Annotated in this window: 9 protein-coding genes and 4 pseudogenes; 6 read left to right on the plus strand and 7 right to left on the minus strand. The window is 68.1% G+C overall.

The genetic code is table 11. The features are described 5' to 3' along the window. Window positions 1-622 (plus strand): rhamnogalacturonan acetylesterase (locus VFB40_RS23290; RefSeq protein WP_324854135.1); only part of this gene is annotated, 622 nt, incomplete at its 5' end. Window positions 623-833: 211 nt separating this feature from the next. Here the strand turns inward: VFB40_RS23290 and VFB40_RS23295 are convergent. Both VFB40_RS23295 and VFB40_RS23300 read right to left on the minus strand, forming a co-directional pair. Further along, window positions 834-1,388 (minus strand): annotated as a pseudogene (locus VFB40_RS23295) (aldo/keto reductase); the annotation flags it as partial. Window positions 1,389-2,000: 612 nt separating this feature from the next. Continuing rightward, window positions 2,001-2,726 carry a VIT1/CCC1 transporter family protein gene (locus tag VFB40_RS23300; protein WP_324854139.1) on the minus strand — a complete coding sequence of 242 codons (726 nt, stop codon included), beginning with the start codon at window positions 2,724-2,726 and terminating at the stop codon, window positions 2,001-2,003. A 607-nt stretch (window positions 2,727-3,333) separates the two neighbouring features. Between VFB40_RS23300 and VFB40_RS23305 the strand changes: the two genes are divergently transcribed. Together VFB40_RS23305 and VFB40_RS23310 are read left to right on the plus strand one after the other, a co-directional pair. Next, a complete protein-coding gene (locus VFB40_RS23305) occupies window positions 3,334-3,657 on the plus strand; it encodes a DMT family transporter (RefSeq protein WP_324854141.1) in 324 nt (107 codons plus the stop codon). A gap of 49 nt (window positions 3,658-3,706) precedes the next feature. After that, on the plus strand, window positions 3,707-4,603 hold the full coding sequence (locus tag VFB40_RS23310) for a phosphatase PAP2 family protein (protein WP_324854143.1): 897 nt from the start codon (window positions 3,707-3,709) through the stop codon (window positions 4,601-4,603). A 324-nt stretch (window positions 4,604-4,927) separates the two neighbouring features. Here the strand turns inward: VFB40_RS23310 and VFB40_RS28665 are convergent. From VFB40_RS28665 to VFB40_RS23330, 3 genes and pseudogenes are all read right to left on the minus strand, one after another. Next, window positions 4,928-5,782: pseudogene (locus VFB40_RS28665) on the minus strand (carbohydrate ABC transporter permease); the annotation flags it as partial. Continuing rightward, a pseudogene (locus VFB40_RS23325) lies at window positions 5,782-6,635 on the minus strand (carbohydrate ABC transporter permease). The pseudogenes VFB40_RS28665 and VFB40_RS23325, both read right to left, overlap by 1 nt. A gap of 133 nt (window positions 6,636-6,768) precedes the next feature. Then, entirely contained in the window at window positions 6,769-7,245 is a 477-nt protein-coding gene (locus VFB40_RS23330) for a peroxiredoxin (RefSeq protein ID WP_324854151.1), read from the minus strand. Window positions 7,246-7,509: 264 nt separating this feature from the next. Between VFB40_RS23330 and VFB40_RS23335 the strand changes: the two genes are divergently transcribed. After that, window positions 7,510-7,842: a hypothetical protein gene (locus VFB40_RS23335; RefSeq protein WP_324854153.1), complete on the plus strand. Its 333-nt coding sequence runs from the start codon at window positions 7,510-7,512 to the stop codon at window positions 7,840-7,842. 91 nt (window positions 7,843-7,933) lie between these two features. On the opposite strand, the gene VFB40_RS23340 is transcribed toward VFB40_RS23335, so the two are convergent. Continuing rightward, a complete protein-coding gene (locus VFB40_RS23340; RefSeq protein ID WP_324854155.1) occupies window positions 7,934-8,389 on the minus strand; it encodes an Lrp/AsnC family transcriptional regulator in 456 nt (151 codons plus the stop codon). Continuing rightward, window positions 8,386-9,792: a transaminase gene (locus VFB40_RS23345; RefSeq protein WP_324854157.1), complete on the minus strand. Its 1,407-nt coding sequence runs from the start codon at window positions 9,790-9,792 to the stop codon at window positions 8,386-8,388. Before VFB40_RS23345 ends, VFB40_RS23340 begins: the two co-directional genes overlap by 4 nt. A gap of 500 nt (window positions 9,793-10,292) precedes the next feature. Between VFB40_RS23345 and VFB40_RS23350 the strand changes: the two genes are divergently transcribed. Next, a complete protein-coding gene (locus tag VFB40_RS23350; RefSeq protein ID WP_349261609.1) occupies window positions 10,293-12,038 on the plus strand; it encodes an RICIN domain-containing protein in 1,746 nt (581 codons plus the stop codon). A gap of 169 nt (window positions 12,039-12,207) precedes the next feature. Then, a pseudogene (locus VFB40_RS23355) lies at window positions 12,208-12,389 on the plus strand (endo-1,4-beta-xylanase); the annotation flags it as partial.

The following is a 12,389-nucleotide window of genomic DNA, read 5'->3' on the forward strand; positions in this document are numbered from 1 at the left end:
CGCCGACTGGCTCAACGGCCCGAAACACGGCTGGGGCCAGGAGTTGCCGCAGTACTTCCGGGACGGCATCAGCGTCGCCAACTACGCCGCCTCCGGATCGAGCACGGTGAGCTGGCTGGCCAACCCGGCCCTGTTCGCCACGGTCCAGAAGCTGATCCAGCCTGGCGACGAGGTGCTGATCCAGCTGGCGCACAACGACAAGACGACGACGGAGGCAACGTACCGCGCCAACCTGCAGAAGCTGGTAGCAGGTGTGCGCAGCCACGGCGGCAAGCCGGTGCTGGTGACTCCGCCCGTGCGGCACCTGTTCAATGCGGACGGCACGCTCACCCCCACCGGCCTGATCGTCAACAGTCTCGGAGTCAACCTGCCCGCCGTGATGCGCCAGGTCGCCGCGAGCCAGGGCGTACCGCTGCTCGACTTGACCGCGGACAGCGCGGCGCTGCTGGAAAAGCTCGGCCCGACCGCGTCCTGGCCGATCTATCTCGGCTCGACGGTGAGTCCGACCGACTCCACCCACTTCACGCCGTACGGCGCGACCGTGATGTCCGGCTTGGTGGTCAAGGAACTGACCGCTGCGCATCTGCCGGCCGCCGCTTTCCTGCGCAACTCAGCGAACTAGAACGGCCGCACCAAGCCGCCGTCTCCTTGACCCCCGCCGTGCCCCGTGCGGGGGCGCAGGTCGGCTCGCGCGGTTCATAACCGCCGTTACGCTCAGCGATGTGGGAGAGACAACGGTGGTGATCCTGCTACACGCACCGAGACTCACGCAGCTCAGCACCCTGCGACAGCATTGGAACCCTGCAAGCCGACGAACACGACCTTCTCGCAGGTCACATCTCCTGCTCCCACCAGCCACGCGTGTTGACGTCTGCGGCGTCCGCCAGCGTCTCCAATTCCGCGATTTCCTTGCCGGAGAGCTCGATGCCGCGGGCTCGGATCAACCCATCAATGTAACCGGCCTTCGTGATGCCGATGATCGGGGTGGTTCCCTTGGCGATGGCCCAGGCGGTGGCGACATCGGCTGCGGACGCGCCCCGGTCGTTGCCGATCGTCCCCATCCGGTCCGTCAGGGCCCGCAGTTGGGGCAGGATGCCGTTGTACACGGCTGCCCGGCTGCTGCCCTCCGGCATCGGGTTTGCCGGGCTGTACCTGCCGGTCAGCGCTCCTTGCTCGAGGATCATGTAGGAGAAGAACCGCACGTCGTGCTCGCGGCAGTACTTGAGGATGCCCGCGCGCTCGGATTCGCGGTACAGCAGGCTGTGGTGGTTCTGGACCGCCTCCACGCGGTAGCCGGCCTCGCCGAGGATCCGGTCGGCGAGAGCGATCTGCTCCATGTTGTGGTTCGAGACGCCGATGTGCTTGATCTTGCCGAGTGGTCGGACGTGCCGGTGGACCGACTCGTCGCCGTGCTCAGCGTCCTGGAGCCGAAAGTCGTGCGTGAGCACGAACTGCGTGTCCAGCAGGAGGCGCACCGGCACGAGATAGAGCTCGCGAAGCTGCGGGACCGTCAGGAAGCGCGCCGACAGCGGCACGCACAAGAGCGCATCGGCATTGCCTCCGGCTTGCTGATCAGTCTGACCTGCTTCGGCGGCGCCATCTGGTTCGGGATCCAGGGCCGGTACTGGCCGATGGGAATCCTCGTCGGTCCGGTCCTGCTCGCTCTGACGAAGATCTTCGTGCTCCGCCGAAGCGACGACCAGGACACGGCGGCAGTAGCGGAAACTGTCGGCAGACTGCGGCGAAAAGCGTCCGACGCTGAGGTCGGCACTGAGGCCAGTACGTAAGCACTGCTTCGCCGCCTTCGCGCTGCTGCCACTCGCTCCTCGGCACTGGGCTCAGTGCGCCTGTGGATCGCGGTCGCTCGCAGGACGTAAGAACGCCGCGAGGATGACAAGCGTCTGCGACGCCATGAGCTGACGCAGCAGGAGTGAGATCGGCCGACTCGCGCGTAAACCGCCGTCGCGTCGAACGCGCCCGGCAGATCCTCGCCCCTCTCGTTACGCGCCGCCGCCGGTGCCGATCGCCGTGCCGATGCCGTAGGTGACCGCCATGGCAAGGGCGCCGCCGATCACGTTGCGAGCGATGGCGGGCGCGGGCCGGGCCTTGCCGAGCCGCGCCCCGACGTAGCCGGTGACGATCAGGCAGACCGCGACGACCAGCGCTGTGACGGGGACGCGTACGGCGGTGGGCAGCAGGATGGCGAGCAACGGGAGCAGCGCCCCGGCGGTGAAGGCGAGGAAGCTGGCTGCGGCGGCGTGCCACGGGTTGGTCAGCGTGTCCGGGTCGATCCCGAGTTCTGCTTCGGCGTGCGCGGCGAAGGCGTCGTGGGCGGTGAGTTGCACGGCTACTTCCGCGGCCAGGTCGTGGCTCAGGCCTTTGGTTTGGTAGAGCGCGGTGAGTTCGGCGAGCTCCGCTTCCGGGCTTTCGGCCAGTTCGCGGCGTTCCAGGTGTAGCAGGGCCAGTTCGCTGTCGCGTTGGCTGCTGACCGAGACGTACTCGCCGGCGGCCATGGCCAGGGCCCCGGCGAACAGGCCGGCGACGCCGACGGTGAGGATCGTGGTGCGTGAGGTGGTGGCTCCGGCGATGCCGACGGCCAGGCCGGCGAGGGAGACCACTCCGTCGTTGGCGCCGAGGACGGCGGCGCGCAGCCAGTTCAGGCGCACGGCCATGCCGGTGTTGTGTGCCTCGTCGTGGCTGGGCACGCTGCGTGTCGGCGGGTTCATAGCACCAACGTAGATCGCATCTGGTCCGCTCGCATGGGGCGAACGGCCCGACGTCAGGTACTGGAGAGCGCCGCGCTATCCCATGCGCCGGGGCTGGCGAGGACGACAGCGCGGCGGGGGGCAGCCCGACCGACTGGCCTTAACGTGTCGTCGTAGCGTCGGCGGCGCGTGGACACGGCCCGTAGCAGTCTGACAATGACGGCTACCGTGAGTACATCGCAGACGGCGATTACTACGCCGAGCAGCGAATGATGAGGTACGGGCCGCAGTCTCCATCCGCCGGCGGCCAGGATGAGGCCCTGCGGAAAGCGCCTGGTCCCGGGCGTGTTGCGCGGCCGGGCGCCACGCTCGTCACTGCCGGAAGCGCGTCGCCGGGGCTGAGGGTGCATGCGGATCACGCTGCGGTCACGGGTATCTGCGCGTTAGTGGCGCAATTCCCCATCGTCGGGGCCAAAGGTCACCATCCGGCAAGGCGGGATCATCCGGGGCCGTTCGCGCAGCACTCTCAGGGCGATCGGCCCCTTTGCCGCGAGAGGCCTGGCAGGTACGGATGGAGGTAGCGGATTACTGGACCTGGCGTGCTGTCGGACGGACGGGAGGTGCCACGGTGGCGTGGTTCCTGGTCGTGATCGCGGGGTTCTTCGAGACTGCGTTCGCGATCTTGCTCAAGCAGAGCGAGACGTTCACCAAGCTGTGGCCCACGGTCGGTTTCGCGGCGTGTGCGCTTGTCAGTTTCGGGCTACTGACCTGGGCGTTGCGTGGGCTGGAGATCGGGCCGGCGTACGCGGTGTGGACCGGGTTGGGGACCGCGGGGACGGCCGTCGTGGGCATGATCATGCTGGATGAGACCGTATCAGTGCTCAAGCTGGTGTCCATCAGCCTGGTGTTGTGCGGGATTGTCGGGCTGAACCTCTCCGGCGTCACCCCGTGATGCACGTGACAGTCGCGCAGCGCCTACGCCGACGTGAGGTGCCGCTCTGATGCTGGTCGTTCTCGCGGCGGCACTGGTCCTCGCCGCGGCGGTGGGTGCGACCGGCGCGGTACTCGCTGCGCAGTGGTTGACCGTGCGCCGCGCCACGATCGTGGTGAACGTTCGTCGTGCGGCTTATCGGGTCGTTACTCCGAGACTTCCACGTCGTGTGCGGCGGTTCGCCGATCTGGTAGGCGAGCGTGTGCGCCCCGGTGGCGTGTTCGGGCTACGGCTTGCCGCCGGGCTGTTCGCAGTGACGGCGCTTAGTGTTCTGTTCGGCGCGCTCATGGAGGACGTGGCGGCAGGCGAAGGTATCGCAATGATCGATCATCCGGTCGCCCGGTTCGTTGCTGCGCACCGCTCCTCGGGTCTCACGACGGTTATGAAGGCAATCAGCTTCTTCGGCAGCCCGATCGGCGTCGCAGTGTTCGCGCTGATCTGCGCCTGCGTCGTATCAGCGGTGCGCCGGACCTGGTCGCCGGTCCTGCTGGTCGCGTCCGGCACCGGCGGAATCGCCGTGATCGACACTGCGCTCAAAGCCCTGGTAGGCCGCTCCCGGCCGCCGATGGCGGATGCGGTGGACGCCGCCGCGGGCTGGGCCTTCCCGTCCGGCCACGCCGCGAGTGCGACCGCAACTCTGGCTCTGCTCGCGTACCTCGTGACGCGTACCGTCCAGCGGACCGCGACGAACGCTGCATCGTGGGCTGCCGCTGCGTCGGGTGCGGTGCTCGTAAGTATATCAAGGGTTTACTTAGGCGTGCACTGGCTCAGCGATGTACTCGGCGGCATGCTCGTCGGTGCGTTGTGGGCCGCCGTCGTGGTGACCACGTGGAGCGTCTACCGCGGCAGCGCAGGGCAACACGGGATAAGGCGAACACGGGCGGCGCGCGTGCCGCAAGCTCAGTGAGGCTGTAGCGGCAACGGGTGTGGCACGTGCGCCGCGAATGCGGTCACATCGTCAGTGGCGAACGGGCGACTGCTCGATCACCTCGTGCGTGTCCGGGCCGAGTTCGGCGCCGGGAGATGGAGTGGTGGTGAACGAGTGGCGCACGGTGGAGAGCACCCAAAGCGCCATTGTTGCGCCGAACAGGGTCGCGAGGGCGCCGCCGCTGGCTGCGATGAGCGTGACGAGACCGGTGGTCAGCGCGGTGAGGTCGAGCTGCGCTGCGAGCGAGGCGTAAAACTCGGACCGGGGCGTGTGAGCACCCTGGAAGAGTTCGTTGGCCGAGCCGAGAGCGCAACCTCCGACCGTCCCGAGGACCAGGATCGCCGGCACATTGACCGTGTACTGGCCCTGATAGTTGAACAGGGCGAGCGGCAGGACCTGCAGATCATTACTCTGCGTCAGGATCAGCGGGAACAGGAAGCCGTTCCAGACCTGCAGCGAATCGTAAACGGCGACGGTCACCAGGGCGGGCCGGATCAGCGGGATCGCGAGGCTCCACAGCATCCGCCAGTCGCCGGCCCCGTCCACGCGCATCGCCTGGAAGAGTTCGTCGGGGACGTCGCGCAGGAAATTCACCAGGATGATCACGGTGACCGGGATCGCGAACGCGGCCGACGGCAGGATCAGCGCGAGCAGCGTGTCGTACAGGTGAAGCCGCGTGATGACGTAGTAGATCGGGATGATCGTGGCCTGCAACGGAATGGCGAGGCCGAGGAGGAACAGGGCGAACGCGGAACGCGGCAGGCGCCTGCCGCCGCCGCGGGCGATTCCGTAGCCGGCCATCGCGGTGACGACCAGGATGATGGCGACCGTGGCGACGGTGACGATCACGCTGTTGCGCAGATACGTGCCGAAGGAGTTGGCCAGCGCCAGGCGGTAGTTGGCCACCGTCGGCGCGTGCGGCGGGGTGAGCGGGCCGGAGGCGAAGAACCCTGATTGCGAGCGCAGGCTCGTGATGAACACCCGGTACAGCGGTATCGCGACCACCGCCAGCCAGGCCAGCCCGCCGAGCGCGGCCAGCGGATTGCTGCGGCGCCAGCGGGACGCCGATCGCCGCCATCCGTGCTGAGCGGGAGTGGTGTCACGGGCCGCAGATCCGCGTGCGGCCTGCCGCGCCGCTCGTTGTGTGTGCACACTCATCAGGCACCCTCCGTCTGGCTGTTCATTCGGCTGAAGCCGGAGAGCCGCACGAGGCCGAGCGAGAGCGCCAGGCCCGCGGGGACCAGCAGCACGGCGACGGCGCTGGCCGCGCCGAAGTCGTGGCTCTGGAAGCCGGTGATGTACATGTCGAGCGGCAGCAGGCGGGTCGCGTAGCCGGGGCCGTCGCCGGTGAGGATGAATACGACGTCGAAGTAAGTCAGCGATCCGACCAGCATCAGCGTCGAGGAGGTGACGATCGTGTAGCGCAGCCGCGGCAGCGTGATGTGCCAGAACTCTGGATCCGCCCGGCGCCGTCCACGGTGGCGGCCTCGTAAAGCGAGCGCGGGATCTGCCGTACTCCGGCTTGGTAGAGCGGGGTGTGGAACGGCACGAACTGCCACGCGATGACGAACACGACCGTGGCGAGCACCAGGTGCTGGTCGCCGAGCCAGTCCCGGTTCAGCCAGGACAGCGGCGCGGAGTGGAAGGACTGCGCCGCGCCGAAATTCGGGTCGAGCAGGTTGCGGAACGCGAGGGCGACGGCGGCTGAGGAGAGCAGCAGCGGAATGAAGTAGAACACTGCCAGGACCGCGCGGTACCGCTGCGAGCCGGCCAGGAACACGCCGAGCAGCAGGCTGATCGGCGTCTGTACGACCCAGCTGATCACCATCACCTGCAGGGTGGGCCAGATCGAGTGGCGGGTGATCGCACTGGTGAACAGGTGCGTCCAGTTGCCGGCCCCCGCCCAGCCCGGGCTGGAGAGGCCGTCCCAGCGGGTGAAGCTGAGCAGGACTACGATCGCCATCGGCAGAAGTGCGAACAACGCGACCATGACCAGCGCCGGCAGCACCATCAGGCTGCTGGGTGCCGGGCGCAGACGGGAACCCGGCGCTCGGTGCGCCGCGGGAGCTCGATCCGTATCCGCCGCTCTCCGGGTTCTACGTGCCGGTCATGCCGATCGTCATCGTGTGCGTGCCCTGGCGAACTCAGGCCGAATGCTTTTTCTGGATCTCGCGGACCACCTCGAGGGCGTCGTTGACATGCCGGTCGATGGCGGTCATCGAGTTGAACACGTGCCGCACTGTGCCTTCGCGGTCGATGACGTAGGTGACGCGCCCGGGAAGCAGCCCGAGCGTCGTAGGAACTCCGTACTCCTTGCGGACCTTGCCCTTTTCGTCGCTGAGCAGGGTGAAGGGAAGTGCGTGCCGGCCGGCGAACGCAGCGTGTCTGCCCACGGAGTCGGAGCTGACTCCGATGACCTCGGCTCCGGCCTCAGCGAATACTTCGTGGCTGTCCCGGAAGGCGCACGCCTCGGCGGTGCAGCCGCGAGTGTCGTCCCTGGGGTAGAAGTACAGCACTATCGCCCGCTGGCCAAGCCGATCGTAGAGCCGTACCTGATCGCCTGACTGCGAGGTCAGGGTGAAGTCTGGTGCCTTTTCGCCGACCTGGATGCTTCGCGCCACGGTAGAGATCCTCCGATTCGAATACTCGACCGTCGCAGCGTACCGCTAAGTTGAGGTTTCATCTCCACTTGCGCGGTGTGTCTCGCGCCTCTCCCGCGTGGGCCTGCCCTGGCAGGGACCCGGCAACCGAGGTAGTGGCGGACGCGTCATCGTCAGAGCGTTAGGTTGCAGGGCTCTTATGGCTCAACGCGGGTGGTGTGGCGCGAAGGAGATCGATCGATGCAGCTCCGTGCGCGCGTGCGTCGGCGGCGCATCGTGATCGCGGTGAGCCTCGTCTTCGGAACAGCGGTGCTCGCGGTGGTGGGCTGGTTACTGTACTACCGCTCGACATATGGGACCTTCGCGTGGTGGCAGATCCCGCCGCGCATCGAATACTGCGGACGCGAATACGATCGCGGTACGACCGTCGCAGCGCTCCCGGGGCAGGACACCGTGCTCGTCCAGGTGATGACCGTCGAGCCTGCCGGCCGCGCGGTGTACACGCTGCGATCTGTGACCGGTACCGTGGCGCCGGTCGCAAACCCACCCTGCGCCATGGGTCTGATCGTCAAGCAAAGCGACAAGTACGTACAGTACGGGCTTTCCGGCGGCCCGTGATGCAGAGGGTGCGCAGAACGCTGATGTGTGGCGTCGTGAGCCGTATCCATGCAGCGACCCGCGCACGTCGGCCGCTGAGCGCGTGACGCCACTACGGCACGTCCCATACGAACCGGTGGGTGTGGATGCCGAAGTAGGTGAAGGTCTCGACGCGGGTTACTCCGGGGATGGGCTTGATGCGGTCATTGACGACAGCTAGGAGTTCGGCGGGGGTGTGGCAGACGACCTCTACGAAGAGGTCGAAGGCGCCGGCGGTGAGAACCAAATAGATCACCCCTTCGCAGGCGGCGATGGCGTCGGCGGTGGCGCGGATATCGCCGTCGGCGTTGATGCCGAGCATGGCCATCGTGGGGAGGCCTAGCGCGATGGGGTCGGTGACGCCGACTACGCGGACTACGCCGGTGTCGATGAGGCGCTGGACGCGGGCGCGGGCGGCGGGGGCGGAGAGGCCGACGGTCGGGCCTAAGTCCGCGTAGGACACGCGGCCGTCGTGTTGCAGCGCCCGCAGGATCTGCTTGTCGGTCTCGTCCAGGCGCGGGATGGTCATGGCGCCGAGGGTACCGGGCCGCTGGTGACGAGATCGGCGACGGCCTCGGCAAACAGGCGGGTGTGCAGATCGACGTCCTCTCGGGTGGTGGCGGGGGACATGAGTGCCATGTTGTGGAACGGGGTCATCAGGATGCCGCGGTTCGCGAGGTAGGTGTGCAGGTAGTCGTCGAGTTCCTGGTCGTGCACCGCCGCGGCCTCGGTGCCGGTGCGCGGGGCGGGGTCGGCGAAGCGGTATTCGACGCGGGCGCCGAGGCGGGTGACGGACCAGGGCAGCCGGTGCCTGGCGATGACCTCGGCGACGCCCGTCTCGAAGCGTTCGGCGAGCGCGTGCATGTGGTCGAACGCCCGGTCGGTGAGGACCTCGCCGAGGGTGGCGCAGACTGCTGCGATGGACAGCGCGTTGCCGGCGAGGGTTCCGCCGACGCCACCCATGTCGACGAGGTCGAGGTCCTCGCGGTTGAGCAGGCGGTCGGCGAGTTCGACTGACAGACCGTAGGCACCTGCGGGGATGCCGCCACCGATGGCCTTGCCGATCGTGATCATGTCGGGATCGAGGTTCCAGGCGCGGGTGGCGCCGCCGGGGCCCGCGCAGAAGGTGTGCGTCTCGTCGAGGATGAACAGGGCGCCGAACCTCCTGGTCAGCTCCCTGACGCCGTCGAGATAGCCGGGCTCGGGCAGCACGATTCCGATGTTGGTGAGCGCGGGCTCCATCAGAACGGCGGCTACGTCGCCGTGGGCGAGTTCGCGTTCGAGGCCGTCGAGGTCGTTGAACTCGGCGACACGGCTGGTCTCGGTGACCGGGACCGGCGCGCCGACGTTACCGGGGCGCGGCGCGCCCTCGCCGTCGGGCGAGGTGACGATCAGCGACTCGTCGACGGAGCCGTGGTAGCAGTAGCTGTTGAAAAGGATCTTCTGGCGGCCGGTGACGGCGCGGGCCAGCCGGATGGCCCAGCGGTTGGCGTCGGTGGCGGTCAGCGAGAAGGACCAGCGGGGCAGTCCGAAGCGGCTCGCGAGGTGCGCGCCCGCGACGTCGGCCTGTTCGGTCGGCAGCATCACCGCGAGGCCGCCGAGGTCCTCGACCCGGCGGCGTACTGCCTCGACGACGGGCGAGGGGCTGTGACCGGCCATCGAACCGGTGTCGCCGAGGGAGAAGTCCACGTATTCGTGGCCGTCGATGTCGGTCACGTGCGCGCCGCGCGCGGTGTCGAGGTAGATCGGGAAGTGCGCGGAGGTCTTGTTCATCCACGTCATCGGCACCCGGCCGAACAGCGAGTCGGCGTGCGCGTACGCCCCGGCGGAGCCGGGGTTTCGGCTGAGGAAGAGCGCCTGCTCGCGTTCCAGCAGCGTGCGAAGCCGGGCGCGCTGCACGCCGCTGCGGCCGGGAACAACGGATGTGAACATGCGGGGGGGTACCTCCTCGAAGCCTGATGCGAGGAGGCTACCAATGAATCGAAAGCAGAACAATGGATTGGCGAACGATTCTTTTGCCAAGCGAGGGTCATCCGCGGTGCGGGCTCACGAACGGCTCCTGGGGCGCGCTCCGGGCCGCAGCCGCGCTCAGTGGTGGCCCGCCCACGCGCCGATCTCTGACCGGTGCGTGGGCGGGCCACTGCCCTGATGTCGCACGCGTCTGCCCGTATGCGCCAACACAGAATCCGGGAATCCTCGCGGGCCGGGGCAACCTTTCGGCCGCCGGGCCGGACTACTCGGTGTGATCCGGCCAGTAGTCCGGTCAGATGCGACGGCTGAAAGTGAGCGCCCACATGTCCCTTGACCGTCCACGCCCCCGGTGGCGTTCCGCGTTGGCGGGTCGGCCGACCGGCGGCCACGCCCGCGGTAGTCGCCGGTCGCCCGGCTCAGCCGCCACGCAGAGCGCAGACGTGACCACGCGCGGCCGCCGGTTGTTTGCGCGCCGCGGCGTCTGGGTCGTCATCGCGCTGGCCGTCGTGGCCGCCGGTTCGCTGAGCGTCGTCAACCGGGCCTCGGCGCAACCTGTGGATGTGAAGGCGTGGTATGTGCTAGTCAACCGCGGCAGCGGCAAGGCGCTGGACGACGGCGCCTTCGCCACGGACAACGGTGCCGGGGTCGTGCAGTGGACCCGTACCGGCTTGGCCAACCAGCAGTGGCGGTTCATCGACGCGGGCGGCGGCTACTACCGGCTGCAGAACCGCAACTCCGGCAAGATCCTGGACGACTACGGCTGGTCGAAGAGCGCCGGTTCCGCGATCGTGCAGTGGAGTGACCTGAACGGCGCCAACCAGCAGTTCCGGCTGGCGCAGTCGCCGGACGGCTACGTGCGCCTGATCAACCGCTTCAGCAACATGGCCGTCGAGATCCACAACGCCTCCAACGCGGACGGTGGCGAGGTCGTGCAGTACTACGACTGGAGCGGCGCCAATCAGCAATGGCAACTGGTGCCGGTCGGCGGTGGCAGCACAGCCGGCGCGCCGGCAGGCGGTGGCAGCGGTGCCGGCGCGCCAACCGCGACGACCGGCGGCGTTCGCCCAACGCAGACTCCAAGCAGCCCGCGCGCCTCATCGTCGTCGGCTCCCGCGACCAGCGGCGGTTCCGGGATCAGTTTCATGGGCAGCAAGACGATTCTCATCGGCGGTTCGATGACCGACGCCTCGGCGAGCGCCGCGCCGTTCGACGCGCGATACGCCTACGTGCACAGCCAGCCCGCACCTTCGTCGGCCTACTACTCCGCGTCGCTGTGCGATTCCGCGTGGACGGGCTGGTGGGGCTGCTGGGACGGCAACACCACGCCGCCCGGCGCCTACGTGACGTACACGGACAGCCACGTGGCCCAGGCGACCTACCACGGCAGCGCGCGCCCGCAGAAGATGCTCTGGACCTGGTACTCGCTGCGCGACCTCGGCGACGCGGCCGGCGAGGGCGACGGTCCGGGCGAGGTCAAGGCCATCAACCGGGTGGACCTGCTCACCCGCTACCTGAACGACTACCGCTTCTTCCTGCAGAAGATCGGCAATTCGCAGGAGATGATCGACCTGGAGCCCGACTTCTGGGGCTACGTCCGCTCGCTCGGCAATGTGCACCAGGTGCCCGCGCAGGTCCGGGCCGCCGATCCGACCGACTGCGGATCTCAGGAGGACAGCGCCGCCGGCTTGGCGGGCTGCCTGATCTCGATGGGGCACAAATACGCGCCGGGCACCGCCGTCGGGCTGCACCTCTCCTGCTTCGACTGGCAGAACAACACGCCGAAGTGCGTCAGCGACTACGCCGATCTCGGCGCGAAGAACGCCGACTTCCTGGTCACCGACGTCTCGGACCGCGACGCGGGCTGGTACGCGCAGCCGGCCCACGGCGGCAGCAACCACTTCTGGAACGACCAGCAGGCCGCGGCCGCGCTCGCGTTCTACAAGACGATGGCCGAGTCCGTGGGCAAGCCGATCGTCCTGTGGCAGATCCCGGTGGGCAACATGGCGCAGAACAACACGCTCAACCATTACCAGGACGACAAGGTCGACTATTTGTTCTCGCACCTAGACCAGGTCGCGAACGCGCACGTCGCCGGCCTGTTCTTCGGCCCGGGCCAACAGGAACAGACGACGGTCGAGACCGACGGCGGAAACCTGATCAGCAAGACGATCGCCTACCACAACTCCGGCGGCGTAGCGCTCAGGTAGCGGCCGCCGCGTCTGAGGACAAGTTCTGCTGCGGCAACCTTTTGCGCCCTTCGGGGCCACTGAGGGGTGCGCGTTCCCGCGCGTCTTTGGTCTTGCCAAACCGGCCGATGGAGGTCACATGGATTCGAGCGCTGCACCCATCAGAACGCGAAGAAGACGAATACGTGTCGTGTACGCGGTTGGGACCGCAGCAGCGGTTGCCGCGGCGGCCGGAGCGATGGCGCTCGCAGGTCAAGCTTCGGCGGCGGCGACGTTGCGGGCGGCGGCCGAGGCGCAGGGCCGGTACTTCGGCACCGAGCTGACCGGCAGCATGCCCTCCAACCAGACCATCGCCTCGATCGCCGGCACCCA

It is taken from the genome of Actinocrinis sp., from assembly GCF_035650855.1.
Lineage (GTDB): Bacteria > Actinomycetota > Actinomycetes > Streptomycetales > Catenulisporaceae > Actinocrinis.